A 23975-nucleotide genomic window follows, 5' to 3' on the forward strand; every position below is an offset into this window, starting at 1 on the left:
CTGCTCCGGCGGCGTACCTGAGCCGGACGACTCTGCGAGGTGGACAGCGTGAAGCACTGGCGGGCTCTGATGGTCCTCGGTACGGCCCAGTTTCTGATGGTCCTGGACACCTCCGTCATGAACGTGTCCATCAGTCAGCTGGTCGAGGACTTCGATACGGAGGTCACCGCCATCCAGGCCGTCATCACGCTGCACGCGCTCGTCATGGCCGCGTTCATGATCATCGGTGGCAGGTTCGGGGACATCCTGGGGCGTCGCCGCATGTTCCTGCTGGGGCTGGTCGTCTACGGCGCGGGGTCCGCCCTGACCGCTGTGGCACCCACGTTGTGGGTCCTCACGCTGGGCTGGTCCGTCATCGAGGGGCTCGGAGCCGCCATGGTGCTGCCGGCCATGGCCGCCCTCGTCGCGGAGTCGTACCGCGGGAAGGACCGGGCCGTCGCCTACGCGGTCATCGGCGGACTCGCCGGCGCCGGGATCGCGGTCGGCCCGCTGCTGGGCGGCTGGGTGACGACTTACCTGACCTGGCGGCTGGTCTTCGCCGGCGAGGTCGTGGTCGTCGCGGCCGTCCTGCTGTGCCGTGGCGTGATCGCGACGCCCGCCCCGACCGGCCCGCGCCCTCGGCTGGACGGGGTCGGCGCGGTGCTCTCCGCGGCCGGACTGGGGCTGAACGTGCTCGGGGTGCTGCAGAGCAGCACCTGGGGATGGGTGCAGCCCCGCAACCCGCCTTTCACCGTCCTGGGCTTCGCCCCGACGCTGTTCGTCGTCGGCGCCGGGGCGGTCGTCCTGGCGCTCTTCCGGCACTGGGAACGGCGCCGGGAGCACCGGGGCACCGACCCCCTCGTGCACCTGGCCCTGCTGGGCAGGCCCGTGCTGCGGTCCGGCCTGATGACGCTGCTGAGCCAGAACCTCATCCTGCTGGGGCTGTTCTTCACGATCCCGCTGTACTTGCAGGTGGTTCAGGGGTTCGACGCCTTCGAGACGGGCCTGCGTCTGCTCCCGGTGTCCGCCACCATGCTCGTGACCTCCCTGTCCGCGTCCTCGCTGGGACGGGCATGGGGGCCGCGCCGGGTGGTCCGGCTGGCCCTGGTGACCCTGGCGGCGGCCATCGTGTGGCTGCTCGCCACCATCGACCCCGTCATCGACGACGCGCAGTTCGCCGGAGCCATGGCCCTGCTGGGCGTCGGCGTCGGCCTGCTCGCCTCGCAACTGGGCAACGTCGTCCAGTCCGGCGTCGTCGAGGAGGAACGCAGTGAGGCCGGAGGGCTCCAGTTCACGGCCCAGAATCTGGGCTCCGCGCTGGGCACCGCGCTCATCGGGTCCATCCTGATCGGTGCGCTGGCCCACGCCTTCACCACGCAGGTGGACGAGAATCCGCAGCTGTCTGAACAGACCCGTGAACAGGTCGGTGTAGCCCTCCAGGCCGGGATCACCTTCGTCCCCACCGATCAGGTGCGCTCGGCGGCGAAGCGTGCCGGGCTGCCGCCGTCCGAGGTCGACGCTGTCGCGCACTCCTACGCCTCCGCGCAGCTGGACGGCCTGAAAGCGGCGATCCTGGCCACCGGCGGCATCGCCCTCGCCAGCTTCCTGGTCACGCCGCACCTGCCGACCGCCCGGGAAGGCCGTCGCCAGCAGCCGGACGCCGACGCTCCGGCCGGGGCGACGGGATCAACGGGCTGAGTTCGGAGGAGTCACCGGTGTCCAGAACCAGAGCCACGACCGGCCCGGCTGCGGCCCGCGCGGAGCGCCGAGCCGAGCGCCGGGCCCACGCGGACTACTCGGGCGGCGTCTACGGATCCATGCTCGCGGCTTCCGTGGTGATCGGCGCGGGCTCCCTGGGCTCGTTCCCGCGCACCGAGCTGGTGCTGCTGCTGTTGCTGACCGGAGTGGTCTTCTGGGTCGCGCACGTGCACGGCCAGCTGTTCGGGGCGCGTCTGGCGCAACAGGCTCCGGACCGCCGGGTCGTGCTGCACGTGTGCCGTGACGAGTGGCCGATCGTCAAGGCCGCCGTTCCGCCGGCCGCCGCGGTGGCTGTCAGCCCGCTGCTGGGACTGGACGTGCGAGGTGCTCTCTGGCTGGCTCTCTGCGTCGCCGTGGCCGGCCAGGTGGGCTGGTCCGTGGCCGCGGCCCGCCGCGCCGGTGCTTCGCCGCGGCTCATGGCCGCCACCGCATCGGTCAACCTGCTGCTCGGGTTGCTGATCATCTCCTTCAAGATCGTTCTGAAGCATTGATCCTTGGCGTCCGCTCGCCGGGCGGCGGTCACCTGTACCGGGTGAGGTCCCACGGGGCACGGAGGTGGACGATCGCGGGTAAGGGCGCCTTCCGCCGACCGAAGCAGTCCATGGAGGGACAGCTCGTGCGCTACGAGATCCGCATCGAGGGACATCTGTCGGAAACGCTGGCCAAGGCGTTTCCGGAGCTGGGCCACGTGGTGATGTCCGGCCAGACCATCCTGTTCGGCCCTGTCGTGGACGAAGCGCACCTCTATGGGCTGTTGGCACGCTGCCAGTCACTGGGGCTTCGGGTCCTGGAGATGCGCCAGCTGCCGGACTGACGGGAGCCCGGTGAGGGTGTTTCCTGTCCGGCCCTCTTGTGCGGCAGTGCCGCTCAGAGCCGCTGCGCCCTGATCCGGCCGGAGCGGCAGGCGTCCTCCAATGCCGCGAAGTCCCGTTCGTTCTGGTCGGCGTACGACTGGGCGAACTCCGTGAGCGCGCGGTCGAAGTGGTCGCCGGCGCCCAGATAGGCGGCGAGGGCGATGGGATCGCCCGAGCGGGCGTGGGCTCGCGCCAGGGACGCCCCGCACAGCCGGCCGAAGAGGGCGAGCAGGCCCGGCCCCATGGTCTCCGGCTGTGCGATGCCCTTCCAGTCCCACAGTTGGCGCACGTAGAAGTCCCGGTCCTGGCCGTCGAGGCCCACGACGTGCGTCCAGCCCAGGAAGATGTCACTGCTCGTCTGCATCAGGCGCTGTCCGGTCACCACCCGGCGCCCCTGGTTGTCGTAGCGGTCGCCACCCGTGTGGGCGGACAGCACGGACTCCTGGGCTTCCTTGGCCTGAAGCAGAAGCGGATCGTCGTCGTCCCTGCCGAGCAGGAGCAGGATCCAGCAGCGCGTGCCGACACTGCCGACGCCCACCACCTTGCGGGCCATGTCCACCAGACGGTAGTGACGCAACAGGTGGCGGCGTTCGGACGGCAGGCTCCGCGCGTACCCGTCCACGAGGATCCGAAGCTCCCTCTCACGCCCCTCTTCGGAGGGGTCCTCGAGCAGGTGGCCGATCGGAGTGATCAGTGGCGGGTCGGGAGTGATACGACGGCCCTGGGCCGTGACCCTGGTGAGCTTGTCGAAGGCCCGCAGATGAGTCCGCGTGCGGGCCCGCTCCGCCGCCCGGACGGTACGGCGTGCCGCCTCCTCGTCCCTCGACGAGGCCATCAGCTCCCGCACCCGGTCGGCGTCGTCCTGGGCGTACCAGACGTCCAGGGTGCGCATGCCGGCGAACTCGCGCATCCGCTCCCGATACGCCTTCACACAGGCGCTCACGGTGCCGTTCTGCTCCTTGAGGGAGAAGCCGTTCGCCCGGGCCGCCGTCACGAAACCGGCCGCCAGCCGTTTGACGTCCCACTCGAACGGTCCGGGCAAAGTCTCGTCGAAGTCGTTGATGTCGAAGACCAGCCGGCGCTCCGGCGAGGCGAGCAGCCGGAAGTTCAGGGGGTGGGCGTCCCCGCAGAGCTGCACCTGGAGCCCGGTGCCGGGGAGGGGTGCCAGGTCGTCTGCCATGATCGCGGCAGCGCCGCGGTAGAAGCGGAACGGCGACTCCAGCATGCGGCCGTAGCGGATCGGCACCAACTCCGCCACCCGCTCGGCCGACTGCCGCTCCACCACCTCGACGGGATCGGGTCTCTGCTGTGCGGCCTCGTACCAGCCGTGCGACGAACGCGGCGCCCGCCGACGAGCGTTCCTGCCGTACGCCGCTCGCTCGTCCGGGGACAGGGACGCGGTGAAAGCTCTCGGCACGGTCATGGTTCCGCCTCCTCGTCCGGCGTCCCGGCGTCGGTGCCGGAACGTGCTTTTGGCGACGGCGCCCGGCGCTGCCGGCGCAGCCCGGCCTGGACCGCGCTCGCCAGCACCCGGGCGGCGACGGCTACGAGCAGCAGCCCTCCCGTCATTTGCAGCATCGTCAGCACGCGTCCGGTCCGGGAGTGGGCGCTGATGTCCCCGTAGCCGACCGTGCTGAAGGTGGTCAGGGTGAAGTACAAGGCGTCCGTCCTGGTCAGCGGCTCGCTGAAGGAGCCCGGGGCGGAGCGGTCCAGCAGGTAGTAGGCGCCGGCGAAGAGGACCAGGAACAGCACCAGCGTGGCGGCCAGTGCCTCGACGGCTCTCAGTCGCGGGTGCGGCGAGCGCGCGATGACCCGCACCTCCCATCCGAACACCAGCAGCACCGCCAGCAGGCCGCACACGAGCAGGGCCGAGGCACCGGCCGTACCGCGCTCGTCCAGGGGCAGCAGGTAGTAGGCGGTGACGAGGCCGACCGTGATGAGCACGGCGCGGGCGCCGGCGACGACCGCCGCCCACCGGCGGGGGCGGCGCCGCCGACGCGGCCGGTGCGCGTCCGGTCCTGGCCGCGCCCGGTCCGTCCCTGCGGTGTTCGGATCGCTCATCTCGTGTCTTCTCGCTCCGTCCGGCCCCGGAAGGCGGGTGGGCCGGGCGCCGGGAGACTTACTTCCACCAGCTCAACGCCACGGCTGAGCCGATGGATCACCCGTGGTGGGTGATCCGGCCACCGAGCGGCTGGCGTGACCCTGGAGCGGTCAGGTGCTCGCGCACCGCCCCTCACCCGTCCCGTCGGCTTCCGGAGGCGACGGCTGATCACGCGAGGAGGAGCTATGACCATGTCGCGTGGTCCGGCATCGCGTGCCGGGCAGGAACCCGAGCCCGGCGGGGTGGCCCCGGGTCCGATGGGAGGCTCCGCAGACGTGCTTGCGCGCCTCGGCCGTTCATGGACCTGGCTCCTGGGGTCGGCCGTCATGACGCTGGTGCCGGGCGTCCTGGTGCTGGTGTGGCCAGAGGCGACCCTGCACGTCCTGGCGGTGCTCGTCGGCCTGTACCTGCTGGTGAGCGGGGGGTTCCGGTTCGTGGCCGTCTTCGCGCGGGAAGGGCACGAGCGGCTGCCGGGGCTGTTCCTGGCCGTGCTGTACGTCCTGGCCGGGGTGCTGTGCCTGAGGAACCCGCTGCAGACGATCGCCGCGCTCTCGCTGATCACCGGGGTCGTGTGGCTCGTGTCCGGCATGCTCACCCTCTACACGGCCATCTCCGTCGAGGACCTGCCGCACCGCGGCGTCGTCACGCTCGCCGCCGTACTCGGCATCGTCGCGGGGATCGTGGTGCTCGCCCTGCCCGCCGAGTCGGCCCGTGCCCTGACCAGGCTGCTCGGCCTGTGGCTCGTCCTGCTCGGCCTGGCCGAGGCGGTGGTCGCCCTCGCGTGGCGGGCCGCGCTCCGAAAGACGCGCCCCCCGGAGCCGGACGCCCCCGCCGCGACGGCCTGATACCGCACGAGCGCTCCGTTTCGGCTGCCTCCCCGACCGTCATTCCGATCAGCGACCGTCGCCACCGCCGCGACGCACGCGAAAAGGAACCCCCATGAACCCCGCCGCACCCCCGGATCCGCCGGACTCCGGCGGAGACGTCACCGGGCACCACGTCATGACCGCTGAGGAACGAGCGGAATACGAGCGACTGCGCCGGCACGCGGCAATGCGCCACCGGCGGGTACGGCAGGTCGGTTCCTCGGTCCTCCTCCTGCTGGCCCTGCTGCTCGCGCCTGTGGCCGTGGTCGCGGCCTGGGTCCAGGACACGGTCTCCGACACCGACCGGTACGTGGAGACCGTCGCGCCGCTGGCGTCCGAGCCGGCCGTGCAGGAAGTCGTGATCAACCGGCTCACGGACCGGGTGGTGGCCAACGTGGACGTCGCGGCGGTGACGGACTCGCTCGTCAAGACACTTCAGGACGCCGGTGCTCCACCCCGCGTCGTGGCGGGGGCCGAGTCCCTCGAGGGTCCCCTGCGCAGCGCGGTCAGGTCCGTCGTGGACCGCACCGTCACGCGCGTGATCACCAGCGACGTCTTCCAGCAGGTGTGGGAGGGCGCCAACCGGCGCTCGCACGCCGCAGTGGTGAACATGCTCACCGGCGACCGCGAGGGTGCCGTACGCGCCGAGGGCGACACCGTCCAACTGGACGTCGGAGCGGTCGTCGACCAGGTACGGGAGCGGCTCGTCGACGCGGGTTTCGACAAGGCCGCCGCCATCCCGGACACCGACCGGACGATCACCCTGTTCCAGACGGAGGAACTGGGCAAGGCGCAGGACGCGATGCGGCTACTGGACATCCTCGGCACCTGGCCGCCCGTCCTGACCGTCGTACTCGCCGCGCTTGCCGTGTGGACCAGTCCGGCACACCGGGTGATGCTGATGATCACCGCGACGGGTGTCGGCCTGATGATGGTGCTGCTCGTTGCGCTGGCCGTCGTCAGACGGGTCTATCTGGACTCGGTCCCGACTGACGCGCTGCCCACCGACGCCGCCGCCGCCATCTACGACACGTTCGTCCGTTTCCTGCGCGACAGCACGCGCACCCTGCTGGTCGTGGCGGTGATCACGGCACTGGTCGCCTACCTGTACGGTCCCGGACGCCCCGCCCGCGCCGTCCGCACTGCGGCGGACCGGGGAACGACGGCCGCCGGCCGAGGGCTGCGCCGCGCCGGAGTGCGCACCGGGGCCACCGGACGCTGGCTGACGGACCACCGGGCATGGACCACCGGTGGCGTCATCGTGGCGGGAGCGCTGGCACTGGTCCTCTGGAACCACCCCACGGTCGGAGCGGTGGCCCTCGTCCTCGGCATCGCCGTGGCCGTACTGATCATCCTGGCTATCCTCGCGGCGGCAACGGGACCGGCCGGCCGGGCGGCGGAAGGGTCGGCCCCATGAGACCACATGAGACATGGTGGGAGACCCGGCGCTCGGGCACGCGCCCCTATCGCCTTCACCTCCTCATACCGGACGGACGCCGGAGGCCGTCCCCCGGGCTGCCGGCTGCCGCACGCTCACCCGCATCGGGTGAGGCCGCCCGGCCCCTGCCGTGCCCACGCTGAAGGCAGCACGCAACGGCGGCCGTGCGGGCGCCGGAGACGGAGGAGAGACATGAGTGCGCAGACGTACCTGGCGTACGACTATCCCCTACTGAGTGTCTTCTGGAGCATGCTCCTGTTCTTCCTGTGGATCATGTGGTTCGTCCTGCTCTTCCGCGTCGTCGTCGACATCTTCCGCGACGACGAGATGAGCGGGTGGGCGAAAGCCGGCTGGCTGGCCTTCACCGTCCTGCTGCCCTTCCTGGGCGTGTTCGTCTACGTGATCGCCCGCGGCAAGAACATGGGCCGCCGGGAAATAGCGCAGGCACGGGCACAGCAGGAAGCGTTCGACGCCCACATCCGGGAGGCCGCGAGCGGCGTGGGCCGGACCAGCAGCGTCGACGACCTCGCCAGGCTGTCCGAGATCCGCTCCCGTGGCGACATCACGGACGAGGAGTTCCGCAGGGCGAAGGACCTGGTCCTGACCGGCCACGGTCCGGCGGGGGACCGGGGATCCACCTTCCACACCTCTGGTCGCTGACCATCCGGAACGATGGGAGCGAGACCCAAGATGACCGCGACACACATCCGGCCGGCACACACGGCCAAGCAGGAATGGGCAACCGGCCTGACGGCCTTGGCGGCGGTGATGCTCTTCCTCGTTGGCCTGCTCGACATCTTCCGGGGCATCATGGCCATCGCCGAGGACGACATCTTCGTCACGACGCGCAACTACGTGTTCGAGTTCGACCTGACCGGCTGGGGCTGGATCCACCTCGCTCTGGGTGTGGTCGCCGTGATCGTCAGCTTCGGACTGCTCAAGGCCGCTACCTGGGCACGCGTCGCCGGCGTGGCCGTCGCCGGACTCGTCATCATCGCCAACTGCCTCTCGCTGCCGTACTACCCCGTGTGGTCGATCGTGATGATCACCATCTCGGGCTTCATCATCTGGGCCCTGTGCGTGGTCCAGCGTGGCAACCTCTTCGACCTGTCCGAGGAACGCCCCATGTCCGAGGCGCGCCCGCCGGACAGGAGCTCGTATCCACGCGGGCCCGCCTGAGTGCACAGCGGTCGGGACGTGAGGCGAAAGAGAAGGGCCGACAGGTGAAACCCGGCGGTGGCATGAGGAGATCGAGGAAGGCAGGACCCCTGACCGGAGTCGAGGGCAGCGCCGCACGGGCCCGCCTTGCTGTACTCGCCCTGCTGAGCAGCATCCTGGTGGCGCTTGTCGCAGCCGGTCTGCGGAGCGTCCTGTGGGTGCTGGTGGGCGTCGCCGGACTGGCGCTGGCCGCCGTGGGAGTGTGGTGGGTCCTGGCGCACACCGGGGCGCTTCGTGCTTTCGGGGCGGTCCTGTCAATGGTGGCGCCGGTCGCTGTCCTGGCCCTCTATGCCACGTTCGGCATGCTGGGGCCGGCCTTGCTGTCCCTGGTTCTGTGGTTCCTGGCCGTCACGGCGGCGCGTACGGCCCTGAGCCCTGGGCGCACCACCTCCGAGCAGTCCGGGCAGGCGGTCGCCAAGGCGCCCCACAGCCCCTGGATCCTCATGAATCCGCGTTCCGGCGGCGGCAAGGTAGGCCGTTTCCACCTGGTCGACAAGGCCCGGGCGGCCGGCTTCCGGGTGGTTCTGCTCGAAGGGGGCCAGGATGTCGCCGAACTGGCACGGCAGGCCGTCGCCGAGGGCGCCGATCTGTTGGCGGTGGCCGGTGGCGACGGGACCCAGGCGCTGGTGGCCGAGGTCGCGGCGGGCCACGATCTACCGTTCCTGGTGATCCCCGCCGGCACCCGCAACCACTTCGCCCTGGACCTCGGCCTCGATCGCGACGATCCGGCGGCTGCCCTGGAAGCCCTGACCGACGGCGTCGAACTCCGCATCGACCTCGGGTACGCCGCGGACCGGGTCTTCGTCAACAACGCCTCGTTCGGAACGTACGCGTCCGTCGTCACCGACCCGGCCTACCGGGACGCCAAGGCCCGCACGACCCTCCGCACCCTCCCCGGCCTCCTCACGGGCGAGGGCGCGCCCAGGCTGCGGTCGCGGGCCGACGGAACGTACGTCGACGGACTTCAGGCGCTCCTCGTCAGCAACAACCCCTACGGACGTGCCGTCGACGCGGCCCATCCGGGCCGTAGGGAACGGCTGGACTCGGGCCTGCTCGGCGTGGTGTGCGTGCGGGTCGGCAACACCGCTCAGGCGGCCCGACTGGTGCGCGGCCCGCGCTCCGGGGGACTTGTCCGGCTGAGCGCCAGGGAAGTCGTCGTCGAAGCCGACACGGACACCCTCCCGGTCGGCATCGACGGAGAACACGTCGTTCTGCCCACACCAGTCGTGTGCCGCAGCGCGCCCGGGGCGCTCCGGGTGCGTGTGCCGCGCCGTCGCCCTCACGCACCGCGCGTCAGCGGCGGGGCGGCCGACTGGCCGCGCGTGGCACGGTTGGCGCTGGGGCGCCTCTCCTCTGGCCGGGGACAGAACGAGCCATAAAGGAGCGGCCCGGGAAGCGCCCCGCTTGAGCGATGCGTGACCGGACGGCCCAGGACAAGCCACCACAGCGAGCTTCCCCTCGACGCCCCCGGTCACGTGCCGTGCGACACGAGCCTGTTCGCCATCATGATCCATGTCCTCGGCGGGTCCATCCGGCATGCCGGGCACGTCGATATCCTACGCGAGGGCCTCGACGGCCGGACCGAGTTGCGCGCCGAACTCGAGAAGCAGGTCGATGAGGAAGCCCGTGCAGCCTACTGCGCGAAGATCGAGCAGGCCGCCAGGTCGGCCGCACGTCGGCGGCCCGCTGGACGGCCTGCTGCTCGACATCACCGGCTGGACAGCGGACGAGATCCAGACCGGCGTCGCGCTGATGACCGAGCTCGGGCAGTTCGGCGCCGACGGCCGCGCCCTGTACGACCCGCGCTCCGGCGGGTGGAACCGCTGGGACTGGTCCGGCGACTCACCCTGACACCCCCCGGGCCGACTAGCCCAGCGAACCGGCCCGGGGCACGCTGGAGGCGTGACCAGCGTGCCGATCGTCGTGCACCGGCCCTCGCTCTTGGGCGGCCGGAGAGTCACTGAGCTCTTTCCATCCTCAGTCTGATCTGGCCAGCTGCAGGTAGAGGACGGCCTGAACGAGACTCGTGATGTGGCTGGTCGAGCACCGGAGCTTGCGGAGGAGTCGCCAGGACTTGAGGTGGCGACGGCCTGCTCGACGAGGGCCCGGATCTTCGCGTGGGACCTATTGACGGCCTGCTGGCCGGTAGAAAGCGTCTCCCACCTGCCGCGGTAGGGAACGCGAACCGTGCCTCCGGCGCCCCGATAGCCCTTGTCGGCCCAGCAGGGGACGCCGGCCTGGGCCAGCGCGTCGACGATGCCGTGCTCGCGGGCCGCGCGGACATCGTGGACGGCCCCGGGCAGGGCCGGAGATGCCCACAGCAGGCGGCCGAAGGGGTCGGCGATGACCTGCACGTTCATTCCGTGTTTCTTGTGCTTGCCTGAGCAGAAGGGCCGGTCGGCGGCGATCCGGTCGATGGGCAGCAGCGTGCCGTCGAGCAGGACGAACGCCTTCATCGAGGCCATCCGGACCGCCTCGGCGACTGTCGGGGCGAGGTCGGCCAGGAGGCCGACGGCCTCGGTGATGTAGCGGTAGGCGGTGGCAATCCCGATGCCGAACCCGGCAGGAGCTGGGCATAGATGTCGCCGCAGCGCAGATGGGCCAGAACCAGGAGCGCCTGGCGTCCCGGTGCCAGACGTCGCCAGCGCGAGCCGATCTCTCGTCGGTAGGAGGCCAGTTGACGGGTGAGGTAGCGCAGGTGCGTGTTGGACAGACCGATCGCCGACGAGTAGACAAGCACGCGAAGCTCCTGGTGAGCATGGGGGATCGTGGTCGTGAACCCGTCTATCAGGAGCTCCGCTGTTGAGCATGACCAAACCAACTAACTTGGTCGTCGGCAGGTTGACAGAAACTCGCTGTACCGGCCCCTTTGAGGAAGGAACTTCGATGAAGGGCTCGCGTACTGCGATGCTCACCGTCGTCGGCCTTGCCGTCGGAATGGCCGGCTCTTGAGCACTCGCCGGTGGATCATCGCCGTCTGGGTGGGGCTGTGCCTGGCCGGCATCGCCGCCACCTCCGCCCTCAACGCCGGGCCGTACACGGACAAGCCGGAATCTCCCACCGAGGAGCCGGTACCGACGGGCACATACGTCGTCGACTGCCAGGAGATCGCCGACGACATCGAACAAGCCCGCGCCGAGGCGGAGCGGCAGCGGCAGGAAGCGCTCAATCCGTCCGGGACCCCTACCTACCAGGGCGGAGCCACCATGCAGGATTTTTTGGTATCAGAGGAGTGCGCGGACGAACTCGAAGACCGTGGCCTGAAGACACACTGAGGAGGGCACTTCCCGCGACCGTGCGTCCTGGCGCATCCTGCGCAAGCCACGATGCAGCACCAACCAGATCACAGACCTGGTCAAAGCCGTCCTCATGCTGCACCTCGCCAGGTTCAGCATGAGGTTGGAAAAGGCTCACTGCCAACTGACCATGTAGGACACGGTCTTAGTCCCACCAGCACGTCCACACAGTTGGACGAATCTCGCCGTCGCCAAGTACGGGCAGGTCTGGCGCGCCGTCGCTGGAGTAGGCGAACCGTTCAATAGCGGCCTGCGCGGCGGCTGCGGGCGTCAGCGGTGGGTTGGCTACAGCCAACCGCAGATTGCTGCCATCCAGGTAGAAGGGCTCGGCGCCGAAGCGACTCTGCCAACTACGCAAGAAAGCAAGATGGTCCGCTGGCTCCAGCCCACGCTGAGCCTTGTCGACCCACCAGCTGGGCGTGTGAGGAAGACCTTGCAGCAGCGCTGGGATCTCATAGCTGTGCTGTGCTTCCACTAGGCACATCCAGAGCTCCGACTCCCAGGCCAGAGAGCCCGCCCATGGGTCACCGGGCAAGGGAACGTCAATTGGTCCCCCCAGCGAGCGAGCCAGGAGCCGAGGAGTCAACAGATCCAGCCACTCACGCCTGGCCTCCGCGTCCGCACTTCTTGTCGAGCGAGTCCACCGTAAATGCGGTCACTATCTCGGCAATGACTTCGTCCGGGTCGCGAGCGGCTCCCGCGGCCACGACGTCGCGGCCGACTGCGGGAAATTCACCAGGAAAGCTCTGGGTCAATGACCTGGGATTCGCTTCCGATGAAAAGGGGTACCAGCCCGAGCCAGAAGCGTGCCAATTATGTAGCCAGCGCCAGATATCCCAGGCTTGACTGCGCGACACAATGAACCCCCGCACCTGAATGCCCTCGGCGGAGACTGCTGTCATAATGGCGTCGGGCGGAACAGGGTATCCGGCCTGAGCGGCAAGTGCACTGACCTCTTCGGCGCCGAACGCAAAGCTCGGCGTGAAATGTTCCGACATCTTCTTCCTGCTTTCGCAAGGTTATGGTGAAATCATAACCTGCGCCTTGCATGCGGATCGCGGTCAGGCCGTTCTGTCTCTGGGTCGAGTTGGCCACTTGCCGGACGGCTGAGCGTGCCATGGCCTCGTCTGCCGTCCGCAACTTGATGAAGGCTACATCGGCTCCCTGTTCGTCGGCGCTGAAGATCTCCTTGGCGATGCGATTTCGATCGTTGCTCGATTGATCTTTGAATTCCCAGCGCTTTCCGTCTACCCATGCATCGAAGGACTTTCTGCCACCCTTCGATCCGGGTGCTCCGATGTTGTTTCCTCGGGCAACAACTTTCCTCCCCTCGTAGGCCAGGCCCAGCGCCATCTCGAACTCCTCATCTCCGAACCCGAACTGGCTCTTCTTCCCCCTGGAGGTCAGGATTCGTCGATTCGATCAAGTGCCTCTTTGACGAGCTCTTCGAGTTGGTCATTCGTCCATTCGCCGACAAACCTACAACCCTGACGGCCGCCTCCCGGCTCGGCCCGGCAGGACCGATCGTTCAGCTCATAGATGTCCTCCAGGTACTTTCCATACGAGAACTTGTGCTGATTCACGATCTGGTCGAAGCGAAGCTTGCGAAGCTTTGCCGCCGCGCTACCACTGGTGTAGATCAAACGAGCCGCCGCGTCTGCCATGCGGTACGTGCTGGTCTTCTCGTAGGGCTCTCCGCTGTGCGACTTCGTCGGTGATGGGGATGAAGGCTGAGTCGGGGTGTGGTTCTTGCCGTCGGCTGACCGGGTCGGAGTCGGCACACAGGCCGGTGGGGTCACTGGTACTGACAGGGCTGTTGTTGCTGTAGCCGTACCCGTTCATCTGGAGCGGGTTGGCGGTGTTGATGATGGGGTCGGCTGACAGGAATCGCCCAGAAGTCTGGTCGTACTCGCGTGCCCCGATGTGGGTTACTGAGCTTGAACTCGTGATGTCGTCTTCGGTGATCAGGGGTTGATGGTCAGTCCCGTCTCGGCAAGGCAGCCGTCTATGAGGTGGCTGCGGTACTGGATGTGGCGGAGGCCGCGCCGGATGCGCTGGGCGAGGTGTTCGGGGGTGCTGAAGGCGACGTTGGAGAGCCAGCCGCGCCGCAGCAGAGACCAGATGCCTTCGACGGGGTTGAGGTCGGGTGCATAGGGCGGCAGGTGATAGATGGTCAGCCAGTCCCGGGCTGCCGCCCATTTGCGCAGGCCGGCGGCCTTGTGGACGTTGAGATTGTCCCAGACCAGCACGATCGGGCCGCCGAGCTGCTGGTGTGCTGCGATCAGCAGGTCACGGTAGTCGCGCCAGGAGAAGCTCTTGCGTCCGTCGCGGTTGCCGTCGTCGTGGCGGGGCCGGTAGATCAGCCTCGAGCGGTGGCCGGGTTTATAGGTCAACGCTGCGATGGAGATGCGTCTGCGGGAACGGCCGCGGACCCGCACCACCGGGGTGCGGCCACGAGGCGACCAGGTCTTCGCCTGCGGCGGCGTCATGGAGAAGCCGGCTTCGTCCTCGAAAACGAGCCAGGCTCCACGAGCCGCCGCGAGTCTTCCGCGCAGGGCCAGGTCTCCTTCACCCAGCCGGCCACGGCATCGTCGTCCCGTTCCATCGCGTCGGGCCGGGACCTGGCAGGACCAGCCGTTACGCACCAGCAGCTTGCGCACACCCTGGACGGTGTAGGTCAGGTGGAAGCGCCGGCCGATCACAGTCTTGATGCGGCCCAGGGTCCAGCGCTGGTCCTCTCAGCCGTGCGCGGCCGGCCCCTTGGCCAGCTCCGCCTCCAGCTGGGCGAACTGCCTCTCGCTCAGTCTCGGCAACGACGCCGGCCCGCGCGACCGCAGAGCACGCGGCCCGCCCTCTTCCCGCGCCTGCCGCCGCCGCTGCGCCGACCGGACACTGACGCGCAGGTCCTTGGCGATCGCCGAACTCGCTTCGCCCCGGGCGAACCGCTCGGCCGGCCTGAAGCCGTAACTCCTCGCGAAACTGCTGACGTTCGGCGGTCAGCCCGCCCCCTTGTGGATACCGCATGCCCCGGTGATACCGCAGGGAACTGTCGCCCGTCAGCCCCTACGACACCACGAGTTCAACCTCAGTAACCCCAGTAATGCGCCGGATCGAGGCGGGGCAGCCGGTGATCTGATCAGCCTTTCGAGAGGTGCGCCGGGCTTGGCGGTGGGCTTCTTCGGTCGCTTGTTGGACCGGTAGCTGGGGCCGTTCATGATGACCTGGGGGTGGCTGGCGTTGATCAGCCGGTCCAACAGCGACTCGGCGACGACGGGGTTGGGGAAGAGGGGATACCAGCCGCTGGGGGCGGCCGGCGGCGGGAGACCACTCGCCGAGCCGCGTGGCGGCTCCACGAGTGGACATGCCCCCGACCTCCGGGAAGCACCATGCACCTCATGAGCACCTCCCGCACAGCGCCCCGCCAACTACAGTCCTCGGCTGCCCACCCCCCCACAGTGTCCGCGTGACAGCACCGACGAAGGCCCAATCCGTCGGCCTCCTCAGGAAACGCGCGTGCGTTCTGTTCACCGCCTGGGCGATAAGCGCGGACGACCGGGTCGCCGCAAAGGTTGCGATCAGCGAGCCGCTGACCAACGCCGTGCTGCACGGACACGAGGTCATGACGCTCGCAGTCACCCGCGCCGGTCCGACGCTGGACATCTCGGTCACCGATCACGGACAGCCCCATGCGGCCACCGCGACCTGCGATCCCGATGAGCACGGCCGCGCCTGTCGATCGTCGCCGCGCTCGCCCAGGACCTGCGGATCGAGCAAGCGCCACACGGATGGCGAGTCCGCGCCCGCACCCCTAAGCCGTCCAGGGCCTCAGAGCTTTCCGCCACGGTGCCGTGACGGAGTGATCCTGGACACCCTTGACCTCGGCGGGCGACCCAGGTTTGCTTCGCTAGTCAAGCATCCACGGGAAGCCCGGTGACTTGTGAGGAGCTCCGCATGACCCGCACGGACGAATCAGGACGTTCCAGCTATGACGACGGTGTCCTGGGGCACGCCCGGCCCGGAGAACTGGATCGACTGGCGCTGCTGGAGGCCACGTGCGACCCCGCGACCTGGGCCGTGATCGCCGGTCTTCCCCTTGCGCCGGACGCGTCGTGCGCGCTCGTCGGCGCCGGCAACGGGCGGCTCGCTCGCCAGCTGGCGCAGCGCTTCTCGGGTGGCCGCGTGATGGCTACCGACATCGACACGGCCCTTCTCGACGCCCAGGAGTGGCCCTCACCGGTGACAGTACGCCGTCACGACGTGACGCGGGAGGACCTCGCCCCCGCCGAGTGGGATCTCGTGCACGCCCGTGCGGTGCTCACGCACCTGCCCGGTCCCGAGCGGCTCGTGCACAGGATGGCCTCCTGGCTGACCCCCGGGCGGGGGTGGCTCGTCGTCGAGGACCCCACCTATCTCAAGCCCGTCCTGTCGGGAAGGCCGGAATGGGCGGCCCTGCTGGAGAACTGCGAGACCCTGCTCGCGACGACCCAGGGGACGGACGCCGGCTGGGCGGGCCGCATTCCGGCCGCCATGGCTGCCGCGGGACTCACGGACATCCGCGTCTCCGTGCGCGTGGCGACGGTCGGCGAGGGAGGAGTCGAGGACCGGTACTGGCGTGCCTGCTTCGAACAGGCCCGACCCGCTCTGGTGGCTCATGGCCTCATGACGGACGAAGAGGTCGAGCGGGGGATGTCATGTCTGGACAATCCCACGTTCCGGGACATGGCCTGGACGATGGTGTCGTGCGCGGCCCGGCGGCCGTGACCCGCGGAGGCGCGAGCGGACCGGGGTACTACCGTCGAGCTGGGCAGTAGCCCGTCGACCATCAGCCGGGAGATTCGCCGCAACCGGCATCCGGTGAACGGCCAGTACCGGCTGCACGCGGCACACGCCTGGGCCAGGGCCCGCCGTCCGCGCCCCAAGGGCGGGAAGATCGCGGCGTGTCTTGTACTGCGTGACACCATCCAGTCATGGCTGGGGCTGAAGTGGAGTCCTGAGCAGATCAGCCGGAGCCTGCGCCTGCACTTCCCCCACCAGCCGGAGATGCACGTGTCGCACGAGACGATCTACCAGGCCCTCTACGTCCAGGGCCGGGGCGAGCTGCGCCGCGAGCTCACCAAGGCCCTGCGCACCGTCCGAACCCTCCGCAAGCCTCAACGTCGTCCCGACCAGCGGATCCCCCGCTATCCGGCACCGATGGTGATGATCAGCGACCGGCCGGCCGAGGCCGAGAACCGGGCCGTAAATCCGCCTCCGCCCGAGGCGCCGGCCCTTTCGCGTGGCCGCGCGTCCTCGGGGGCCGCCGCTGCCCGACGCCAGGGACCGGAAGACCAAGCCGAACTCCCCTCCCCCGCCATTGCGGGACAGCCCATATTCGGCCACTGCGTTTGTGTAGATGACAGGTTTTTGCACCGGCACACCAACAATCATCGGTCCACGCGAACCCGTGGAGCCATCGCTCGGGAAGCTCAGGTTTCCCTCAGGGAATCCGTGGTAGCCAGCAGTCCGCGCCGCCATGCTGACATGATCTCGACAGCAGCAGGTGGAGGCTTGACCATCCTCCATCTCTTTCCTCGCCAAGGAGAATGTCATGCGCACAAAAAACGGGGCCTTGCTTGTTCCGATCCTTGCTTTACTCGTAACGGCGGCAAGCCCTGCTTTTGCGGAAGATCCGGCCCCTTCTCCGAGCAATCCCGTCGTCGAAACCGCTCCTCCCGCCCAACCGGAGGAGAACGACCTCGTCGAGGGTGTGCCCGAAACGGCCGCCCCCGCACCTTCCGATGAACCTTCACCGGATGACGATCTCACCGCGCCGACGTCCAAGCCGAGCGATTGGCCGAATGCTCAACCGTGCGAGCCGCATTGGTCTTACCACGCAACGAGCAAGAGCAAGGACTACCACAAGGGCGTTGGGGCTGAGCAGGCGAACTATAACGGAACGTCCCGCACCGCCAAATCGACGTTTGTCTCAGAAGTCACCTCGTCGGTCGGCATCGCCGTAACGGGAGAGTTCAAAGTTGGGGCCAACATAGCAATCGCTTCGATCGAGCAGAAGTTCAGCGTGAACGTCTCCGCATCGCTCACCGCAAAGTTGGGCAATACCATCAGTGTCGACACTCCGGCACGCAAAACGACATTCGCCCGCTATGGCGTTTACCGCCTCTAGAGCTACGGCTACAACCAATACACGTACATCAACTGCACCAAGGGCGTGAAAAAGAATGTCACGATCTACACCCCCCATCGCATCGGCTGGGCCATTTGGGAGAAGTGACATGACTCCCTGGACTCGTATGGGAATGGGTATCGCCTGCGTCTTACTGCTCTCCTCACTCGCAGCTTGCACGTCAGACGACGCGGACACCAAGCAGCCTGCACAACGCACGCACTCTTCCGAGCCACGCACAGCAACTACGGCCGCAACAGCGGCAACGGCCGAACCTTCCGTTCAGCAACCGCCCGAACTGGACGCCGATGAGACTTTGGCCTGCCGGCAAGGAGCGACCAGCGGAGCTGCCAACGTCGCATTCGCCAAGGGGAAGAAGGGCGATGCCCTGGTCGTCGCGTTGCGCTGTCAGGGCCAAGGGAAGGTGAATGTTTCGGTGCCCTCAGTTCATGTCTCCTTCCCTCTGGAATGCCTCGCCGACGAGATCAGTACTACCTACAACCAGGTCGCCGTGACAGGGGTGGAGCGCAGCGGCAGCGTCTCTGTCCATGCCCCTTCCTCCGTCCGCTGGTCAATGACCATCGGACGCGGTGCTCCTGTCGCAGAGGAATCGCCCGACACTCCGTGAGGCATGCGATTTGTACCCATCCTTACGGCCTCAGTGTTGCCAACGCCCTCCGGGCCAAGGCATAGGAGCGGGTGACAAAACCGCCATGTCCACGACAAAAACACGGCTGCTACGTGCTCGTCCCCAACTCCTTCTACCGGCACGGCCCGGCACCGTTGGCGAGCTTCCCGAGTACATCGGGGAAGAGGTCCGGCCTGCGGTCTTCGCCCAGCTGATGCCCCCTGATCGAGGCGCACACCGCCGAACGTGTCCTGAGCGACGCCGGCGCCTACCTCAGGTTCCTCACCACCCAGCCTGAGGCCTGCGCCGGACCGGTCGCGGTGACCGGCTACTGGACTCTGCGGAGGGCGCGGTAAGGATGCTTTGAGGCACGCGTACATTGCCACATTCGGGTGGGGGAACTGGTTCTGACGGGGCTGCGTTTCCTCCCCCTTACGCATGCTGCAGACAGGGGGCTGCCCGGAGAGCCCGAGGGGGTGGAGAAGCTGAACGGTGTGTTCGAGACGACAGCGTGTGGCCCCTCGAAGGGCTGGCATTTGCCCGGGACTGCGGTCTGGGGCCATCCGCGGCCTTGGGAAGCTCCACGGGGGCGGCGTGATTCGTACAGCCGCCCGTCCTGATCAGCCCGCAGACGGCCTCGCCGGAGATGTCCTACGAAGCGATGAAGCCGCGTATCCCAATCAGCAAGCCGGAGGTCCTGCGGACGTCACCCCGAAGGAGAATCTATGAACGCTGCGCCGGCCTCCACGCCCTTCCGCTCCACCCACTGCGTGAGGGCCGCCAGGCCCCGCCGGAATGCCGCCTGCGCCTTGCTCAGGCCCTTCGTCGCACCTGTGGCTGCCGGGGCGGAAACCGGGGCCTGGTCGGGTTGTACGCCGAGCTTCGACAGCCGCTGCTGCTGCTCGGTCGACAGCTGCGCCCAGGTGCCCGGGTTCTTCTGCCTATGGGGCCACTTGCCCAGGTCGTCGCCTTCGAACAGCACTCCGGGTTCGATGGCCGGCAGGCTGCCGTCGGCGTCGGCGAGGACGCGGTAGTGGCGTTGCCAGTCCAGGGGCCATGGGCAGTTCCAGTCCTCATCGACCGCGGCCAGCTGTTTCGCCCCCCCGATCCGGCCTGAAACCCGGTGCGCCTCGTCCACGGTGATCAGCGACCACCTTGGAAGGCCGGCGGCGTGTGCGCGTTCCAGTGTGCCGAGCCCGAGTGAGGCGTACGTGGCGAACACGGTGACCTTGCCCAGGTGACGGGTGCACTCCACGAACTTGTCCACGTCCGTGGTGTTCGGGAAGGACACATCCTCCCCTCGCGGGGACGACACCCCGATCATCGGGCCGCTACGACCGCCTTCGCGCCACGCGGTCTCGGTCTGGGCAAGCAGGTCTAGCGAGGGCACGAGCACACGGCCCGCGCGGACCTCCTCCGCGCTCCGGGTGGCCACGAGGGTCTTCCCGGTTCCGGTCGCCATGATCACCTGAGTACGAAGTCCGCGCTCGGGCACGGTTGATCTTGCAATCAATTCGAGTGCCCGGAGGACTGCATCGACGGCTCTCGCTGGTGAGGTCCGAGTTCCTTCGCTGTCATCCTGGTCAGCCTTCTGTCGTATGTTGGATGTGGCACAACGGGATCAACTAGCCATTAAATTGGGGCAGTTGGATGCCAGATGGCTAGGGCCTGTTGCGAAAGTGGATTTCTGCAAGAATCACCCCACCTTGCGTGAATGCGGCTCTGGGCGGCGGCGAGCGCCGCCACGCAGCGACTTTCGGACATGGAGCAATCAGATGGGGTACTGGGGTTCCCTTGTCGTCGTCCGCCATCGGCATCCGCTGAGCGAGGTGGCGGCCTTCACTGACGGGGTGCGCATGGAGCTGCTCCAGGAGCGCGCTGATGACTGGCGGCTTTGGTCGTTGGAAGGGGAGACCTCTCTCGATGAGGAGAGTCTCATCGAACTGGTTGACGTCACTGGGCACCCGGTCCTTGCCGGATTCGTCATGGACAGCGACTGCCTTGTCCTGGAAGGCCGGACCAGGGACCAGGAAACCTGGCGCGCGTGTCTCGATCGGGCAGCTATGTCCGCCTACATGGCGGAGGATGGCCAATCTGTCGACGACTGGTTCTTGGGGCCGGAGGAGGCCGTGGAGCGTGCTGTGGCCTGGGCACGGGCGGCTGACCTGACTCCCGTTCCGAAGGCGATCGCCGATGTCTTGTCGAAGCGGTCCGACCCGTTCGTGGAGGATCTGTTCCAGGAGTTCCTGGCCGGCTTGGGCATCGATGTCTGAACCGCCGCGGGCGAAGCGTGCCGATCACAGCCACTCGTTGATGGCCACTACGAGGACAGTGGCCTCGTAGCGGACCGCGAGTTTGTCGTACCGGGTGGCGACGGCGCGGTGTCTCTTGAGGCGGTTGATCCCGCACTCGACCGCATGACGCTCGCGGTAGTCGATCGGGTCGAAATGCGGTGGCCGGCCACCGTGAGAGCCTCGCTTCCTGCGGTTGCGCGCTTGGTCGGCCTTGTCGGGGATGGTGCAGCGGATCCCGCGGCGGCGGAGGTAGGCGCGGTTCTTTCGGGAGGCGTACGCCTTGTCGGCCCGGACGCGGTCGGGGCGGACGCGTGGTCGGCCCGGCCCGATGCGGGGCACGCGGATCTTTTCCAGCACGGGTTCGAACTGCGGCGCGTCTCCGCGCTGTCCTGCCGTTACCACGATCGACATGGGTTTTTGGCCCTGCTCGACGGCGAGATGCAGCTTGGTGGTGAACCCGCCGCGCGAGCGTCCCAGCCCATGATCACGGGGCTCGGTGAAGATGCCGCCCGGTGGTTCCTTCTGCAGGTCGCCCTGCTTGCGGGCCCCGGCCGCATGCTGATGGGCGCGACAGACCGTGGAGTCGACGTTCAGGTCCCACGTGATCGCACCCTTCACATCGGCCAGGGACTGGAGTCGGGTCAGGATGCGGTGCCAGGTGCCGTCTCGCTGCCATCGGCGGAACAGATCGTAGACCCGGTTCCACGGCCCATACTCGACAGGCACGTCCCGCCACGGAACACCGGTCCGGACCCGAAACCGTATGCCGTCGATCAGCCGCCGTCGCGGCCAGACCGGCGGCCGCCCCGCTTTCATTCCTTTCGGCAGCAACGGCTCCAACACCGCCCACTGCTCGTCCGTAAGATCTCCCCGACCCATGAACCATGATCATCCAGGACTTAAGATCCACTTCCGACACGGCCTAGGCACTATCCGGCGGATCATGTGACTTCCCGATCGGTCGCTCGTTGGTTCGGGCATGGGGCGGGGAGATCTAACGAATCGCGAGTGGTCGCGTGTGGAGCCGCATCTGCCGCTTTCCGGCAGGCGGGGAGGCCGGTGGAACGATCACCGCACCTTGCTCAACGGGATCCTGTTCCGGATCCGTACCGGCGTCCCGTGGCGTGACCTGCCGGAACGATACGGCTCCTGGAAATCCGTCTACGAGAGGCATCGCCGCTGGTCGGCGGACGGCACCTGGGACCGGATATTGCAGGCGGTCCAGGCCCACGCCGACCTGGCCGGCCGGATCGACGGGGGCATGGTCGGTGTGGACTCGACCTCCTGCAGGGCACACCAGCACGCAGCCGGAGCCCGCAAGGCCACTCCACGGATCCCGAAAAAAGGACGACGCCCCGGCACCACCGCCCTGACGAGGGATTCGGACGGTCCCGGGGCGGGCTGACCTGCAAGATCCACCTCGTCGGGGAAGGCGGCTGCCGCCCGATGGCTCTCCTGATCACTCCGGGCCAATGGGGCGACGCCCCACAGATGATCGAGGTCCTGGACCGGATCCGGGTTCCCCGCCCGCTGGGCGGACGACCCCGGACCCGGCCCGACCACGTCAGCGGCGACAAGGCATACAGCTCCCGCCGAAACCGCCGCTACCTGCGACGACGCAACATCAAACACACCATCCCGGAACCGAAGGACCAACGCGCCAACCGTCGACGCAAGGGCAGCACGGGCGGAAGACCCACCGGCTTCGACCCTGACCGCTACCGGCGCCGCAACGAGGTCGAGCGGACCATCAACCGCCTCAAGAACTCCCGTGCTGTCGCGACCCGTTACGACAAGCGAGCCTATGTCTTCCACGGCACCGTCACCGCAGCAGCAGTCCGCCTCTGGCTCAGGCCGTGAACTACCGGGGCCGTCCTCTCAGAATCCCGGGGCGGGCATGAAGCTCGGCCACCACGGGGGCACACCATTGGGGCACGGAGGAGCGGCGGCGCCCTCCCAGAAGATCGAGATGACGCACCAGGCAACCCCGAGGAGCGTTACCGCGAGGGCAAAGGCATGGAGGAGGGGACGGTTCCCGAGAAGGGCGCCCACCGCGATCCAGGCCAGGAGCAGGACCGTCCAAAGGCCCGGGATGAACAGCCACAACAGGAAACCGCTGTTGGCCGCGTTGTTCACTCCCACGTCGCAGGCGGTCCAGGACCTGCCCAGAAGCATGGCAGCGGACACCGCGAGAAGCAGAGCCACCGCCACCCCGAGACACCCATGCAGCCGTCGACTCCCCACAGGCCCCCCGTTCGCCGTCCGCCGCGGAAACACCGGATCCGCACCGCTCATCACTGCCGCGACCCCCGTCCCCCGGCACTGACCAACAGGGAACAGACTCCCCTGGATCCTAGTAATCACATGATCCGCCGGACAGTGCCTAGTAGGACCTACGGGGTTGTCGTACGGATCAAATTTCTACAGCTGACGAGATGCTCTAGAAAGCCTCGATGGTGGTCGCCCATCGCTCCAGAGTCTATCCATGCCAGAAGAATGAAGCATCAGGGAATAGAGGGTGGCACAGCATGATATTTTCCAGTCGCGGGGCCGGTCATGCTGCCCGCACACGGCATCGGGACAGGGGCGCACGAGGCCCCGGAAGACAGGTGGACGCCAGCGATGACGGCCGAGTGGTACGTCCTGATCGAAGAGGACACTCTGACAACCGAGAGCCCTGACGGCGTGGAGGTGCAGCTGCATCGATGGATGCTCGTGGGCATGCATCACATCGGCCAGGATCAGGCGGAAGCAGTCGCAGCGGCTGAGGACGCGGCTCTGCACTACATACCGGGTGTACTGGCCAGGCGTGCGCGGCCGGGGGACGAGCCGGCCCGGCATGTCTATCTCGCTCAAGACGGTTCGTGGGTGGCAGTTGTGAGGCAGCGTCACCGTGAGTGCCACATTCGGGTGACCACGGCCCGGCTCACGCATTCGCAGGAAGAGAAGGAAGCTCCGCCGAAAAGTTTGAAGGAAAAGTTCCGCAGCCTGTTGGAAGACCCGCCTCCCCCTGTGAAGCCCTGGACGTGGACGCCGCCAGGTAAGCCCCAACAGGATTGACCCCGCCCTTCTCGTCGCTGCCGCCAGCTCCGGGCCGCGCGAAGCGTGGCCTGGAAGCCTCGCACGTAGTGCGAGGCCGCGGTACGTAGCGCAGCGGAGGACCGCGCTGCCCTGGAGGTAGTCCAGGGCACGGTCGCACAGCGACCGCGCTCCTGGAGCGCAGCGGAAGGAGCTTCAAGCCTTGTGCTGCGCACAAGGCTTGAAGCGGGGAGCGCAGCGAGCCGCCAGCGCTCCCGCGGAGCGGGAGCGCAATACCCGCGCGCAGCGCGGGTATTCGCTTGCATATCGCGCAGCGATATGGTACCCGCTCCGCGGGAGAT

22 protein-coding genes and 9 pseudogenes are annotated in these 23975 nt (G+C 68.0%); 18 read left to right on the forward strand and 13 right to left on the reverse strand.

Annotation, left to right across the window (positions count from 1 at the left end):
* Positions 1-48 precede the first annotated feature (48 nt).
* The 3 genes from ACZ5Y0_RS35570 (at position 49) to ACZ5Y0_RS35580 (ending at position 2551) form a co-directional block, all read left to right on the forward strand.
* Positions 49-1677, forward strand: a complete 1629-nt coding sequence (locus ACZ5Y0_RS35570; protein WP_469132777.1) for an MFS transporter — start codon at positions 49-51, stop codon at positions 1675-1677.
* Positions 1678-1694: 17 nt separating this feature from the next.
* Positions 1695-2228 carry a hypothetical protein gene (locus ACZ5Y0_RS35575; protein WP_469132778.1) on the forward strand — a complete coding sequence of 178 codons (534 nt, stop codon included), beginning with the start codon at positions 1695-1697 and terminating at the stop codon, positions 2226-2228.
* A gap of 125 nt (positions 2229-2353) precedes the next feature.
* Positions 2354-2551, forward strand: a complete 198-nt coding sequence (locus ACZ5Y0_RS35580; RefSeq protein WP_392040467.1) for a hypothetical protein — start codon at positions 2354-2356, stop codon at positions 2549-2551.
* A gap of 53 nt (positions 2552-2604) precedes the next feature.
* On the opposite strand, the gene ACZ5Y0_RS35585 is transcribed toward ACZ5Y0_RS35580, so the two are convergent.
* Positions 2605-4014 carry a DUF2252 domain-containing protein gene (locus ACZ5Y0_RS35585; RefSeq protein WP_469132779.1) on the reverse strand — a complete coding sequence of 470 codons (1410 nt, stop codon included), beginning with the start codon at positions 4012-4014 and terminating at the stop codon, positions 2605-2607.
* Positions 4011-4652, reverse strand: coding sequence for a potassium channel family protein (locus ACZ5Y0_RS35590; RefSeq protein ID WP_469132780.1), 642 nt, complete (start codon positions 4650-4652; stop codon positions 4011-4013). Before ACZ5Y0_RS35590 ends, ACZ5Y0_RS35585 begins: the two co-directional genes overlap by 4 nt.
* A gap of 225 nt (positions 4653-4877) precedes the next feature.
* On the opposite strand from ACZ5Y0_RS35590, the gene ACZ5Y0_RS35595 reads away from it, so the two are divergent.
* The 7 genes and pseudogenes from ACZ5Y0_RS35595 to ACZ5Y0_RS35625 all read left to right on the forward strand — a co-directional run bounded on the left by ACZ5Y0_RS35595 (position 4878) and on the right by ACZ5Y0_RS35625 (position 10065).
* Positions 4878-5537: an HdeD family acid-resistance protein gene (locus ACZ5Y0_RS35595; protein ID WP_469132781.1), complete on the forward strand. Its 660-nt coding sequence runs from the start codon at positions 4878-4880 to the stop codon at positions 5535-5537.
* 94 nt (positions 5538-5631) lie between these two features.
* Positions 5632-6975: a hypothetical protein gene (locus ACZ5Y0_RS35600; protein ID WP_469132782.1), complete on the forward strand. Its 1344-nt coding sequence runs from the start codon at positions 5632-5634 to the stop codon at positions 6973-6975.
* Between the two features lie 213 nt (positions 6976-7188).
* Positions 7189-7656: an SHOCT domain-containing protein gene (locus ACZ5Y0_RS35605; protein ID WP_469132783.1), complete on the forward strand. Its 468-nt coding sequence runs from the start codon at positions 7189-7191 to the stop codon at positions 7654-7656.
* Positions 7657-7686: 30 nt separating this feature from the next.
* Complete coding sequence (locus ACZ5Y0_RS35610; protein ID WP_469132784.1) at positions 7687-8175, forward strand: DUF7144 family membrane protein; 489 nt, start codon at positions 7687-7689, stop codon at positions 8173-8175.
* Positions 8176-8237: 62 nt separating this feature from the next.
* Positions 8238-9593, forward strand: coding sequence for a diacylglycerol/lipid kinase family protein (locus ACZ5Y0_RS35615; protein ID WP_469132785.1), 1356 nt, complete (start codon positions 8238-8240; stop codon positions 9591-9593).
* 51 nt (positions 9594-9644) lie between these two features.
* Positions 9645-9887: pseudogene (locus ACZ5Y0_RS35620) on the forward strand (mycothiol transferase); the annotation flags it as partial.
* Positions 9829-10065, forward strand: coding sequence for a hypothetical protein (locus ACZ5Y0_RS35625; RefSeq protein WP_469132786.1), 237 nt, complete (start codon positions 9829-9831; stop codon positions 10063-10065). The pseudogene ACZ5Y0_RS35620 and the gene ACZ5Y0_RS35625, both read left to right, overlap by 59 nt.
* 126 nt (positions 10066-10191) lie before the next feature.
* Here the strand turns inward: ACZ5Y0_RS35625 and ACZ5Y0_RS35630 are convergent.
* Positions 10192-10954 (reverse strand): annotated as a pseudogene (locus tag ACZ5Y0_RS35630) (transposase family protein).
* A gap of 208 nt (positions 10955-11162) precedes the next feature.
* Between ACZ5Y0_RS35630 and ACZ5Y0_RS35635 the strand changes: the two are divergent.
* Positions 11163-11489 carry a hypothetical protein gene (locus ACZ5Y0_RS35635; protein ID WP_469132787.1) on the forward strand — a complete coding sequence of 109 codons (327 nt, stop codon included), beginning with the start codon at positions 11163-11165 and terminating at the stop codon, positions 11487-11489.
* Positions 11490-11655: 166 nt separating this feature from the next.
* Here ACZ5Y0_RS35635 and ACZ5Y0_RS35640 read toward each other — a convergent pair whose 3' ends face one another.
* The 6 genes and pseudogenes from ACZ5Y0_RS35640 to ACZ5Y0_RS35665 all read right to left on the reverse strand — a co-directional run.
* Complete coding sequence (locus ACZ5Y0_RS35640; RefSeq protein WP_469132788.1) at positions 11656-11985, reverse strand: DUF4253 domain-containing protein; 330 nt, start codon at positions 11983-11985, stop codon at positions 11656-11658.
* Positions 11986-12109: 124 nt separating this feature from the next.
* Entirely contained in the window at positions 12110-12508 is a 399-nt protein-coding gene (locus tag ACZ5Y0_RS35645) for a hypothetical protein (protein ID WP_469132789.1), read from the reverse strand.
* A 405-nt stretch (positions 12509-12913) separates the two neighbouring features.
* Entirely contained in the window at positions 12914-13174 is a 261-nt protein-coding gene (locus tag ACZ5Y0_RS35650; protein ID WP_469132790.1) for a hypothetical protein, read from the reverse strand.
* Between the two features lie 115 nt (positions 13175-13289).
* A pseudogene (locus ACZ5Y0_RS35655) lies at positions 13290-13442 on the reverse strand (RHS repeat-associated core domain-containing protein); the annotation flags it as partial.
* Positions 13443-13474: 32 nt separating this feature from the next.
* Positions 13475-14534: pseudogene (locus ACZ5Y0_RS35660) on the reverse strand (IS630 family transposase).
* Between the two features lie 128 nt (positions 14535-14662).
* Positions 14663-14821, reverse strand: a pseudogene (locus ACZ5Y0_RS35665) (ATP-binding protein); the annotation flags it as partial.
* 640 nt (positions 14822-15461) lie between these two features.
* On the opposite strand from ACZ5Y0_RS35665, the gene ACZ5Y0_RS35670 reads away from it, so the two are divergent.
* The 4 genes and pseudogenes from ACZ5Y0_RS35670 to ACZ5Y0_RS35685 form a co-directional block, all read left to right on the forward strand.
* Entirely contained in the window at positions 15462-16271 is an 810-nt protein-coding gene (locus tag ACZ5Y0_RS35670) for a class I SAM-dependent methyltransferase (protein ID WP_469132791.1), read from the forward strand.
* 36 nt (positions 16272-16307) lie between these two features.
* Positions 16308-16751, forward strand: a pseudogene (locus ACZ5Y0_RS35675) (IS30 family transposase); the annotation flags it as partial.
* Between the two features lie 346 nt (positions 16752-17097).
* Complete coding sequence (locus ACZ5Y0_RS35680; RefSeq protein WP_469132792.1) at positions 17098-17673, forward strand: hypothetical protein; 576 nt, start codon at positions 17098-17100, stop codon at positions 17671-17673.
* Positions 17674-18402: 729 nt separating this feature from the next.
* Positions 18403-18633, forward strand: a pseudogene (locus ACZ5Y0_RS35685) (dienelactone hydrolase family protein); the annotation flags it as partial.
* A gap of 416 nt (positions 18634-19049) precedes the next feature.
* Here ACZ5Y0_RS35685 and ACZ5Y0_RS35690 read toward each other — a convergent pair.
* Both ACZ5Y0_RS35690 and ACZ5Y0_RS35695 read right to left on the reverse strand, forming a co-directional pair.
* Positions 19050-19400, reverse strand: a pseudogene (locus ACZ5Y0_RS35690) (helicase associated domain-containing protein); the annotation flags it as partial.
* A 69-nt stretch (positions 19401-19469) separates the two neighbouring features.
* Positions 19470-19796, reverse strand: a pseudogene (locus tag ACZ5Y0_RS35695) (DEAD/DEAH box helicase family protein); the annotation flags it as partial.
* Positions 19797-20076: 280 nt separating this feature from the next.
* Here ACZ5Y0_RS35695 and ACZ5Y0_RS35700 point away from each other — a divergent pair.
* Positions 20077-20574 carry a hypothetical protein gene (locus tag ACZ5Y0_RS35700; protein WP_469132793.1) on the forward strand — a complete coding sequence of 166 codons (498 nt, stop codon included), beginning with the start codon at positions 20077-20079 and terminating at the stop codon, positions 20572-20574.
* A 24-nt stretch (positions 20575-20598) separates the two neighbouring features.
* Here the strand turns inward: ACZ5Y0_RS35700 and ACZ5Y0_RS35705 are convergent, their stop codons facing one another.
* Positions 20599-21474 carry an IS5 family transposase gene (locus tag ACZ5Y0_RS35705; protein WP_469132794.1) on the reverse strand — a complete coding sequence of 292 codons (876 nt, stop codon included), beginning with the start codon at positions 21472-21474 and terminating at the stop codon, positions 20599-20601.
* 100 nt (positions 21475-21574) lie between these two features.
* On the opposite strand from ACZ5Y0_RS35705, the gene ACZ5Y0_RS35710 reads away from it, so the two are divergent.
* Positions 21575-22455 (forward strand): IS5 family transposase gene (locus tag ACZ5Y0_RS35710; RefSeq protein ID WP_469132795.1). Its coding sequence is split into 2 segments (ribosomal slippage): positions 21575-21935 and positions 21935-22455, totalling 882 coding nucleotides; the frame shifts between segments, so codons are not numbered across the junction.
* Positions 22456-22473: 18 nt separating this feature from the next.
* Here the strand turns inward: ACZ5Y0_RS35710 and ACZ5Y0_RS35715 are convergent.
* Positions 22474-22782, reverse strand: a complete 309-nt coding sequence (locus tag ACZ5Y0_RS35715) for a hypothetical protein (protein WP_469132796.1) — start codon at positions 22780-22782, stop codon at positions 22474-22476.
* Between the two features lie 435 nt (positions 22783-23217).
* On the opposite strand from ACZ5Y0_RS35715, the gene ACZ5Y0_RS35720 reads away from it, so the two are divergent.
* Entirely contained in the window at positions 23218-23655 is a 438-nt protein-coding gene (locus tag ACZ5Y0_RS35720) for a hypothetical protein (RefSeq protein WP_469132797.1), read from the forward strand.
* Positions 23656-23975: the final 320 nt, after the last annotated feature.

The sequence above is a fragment of the Streptomyces sp. NPDC033216 genome (genome assembly GCF_055577115.1).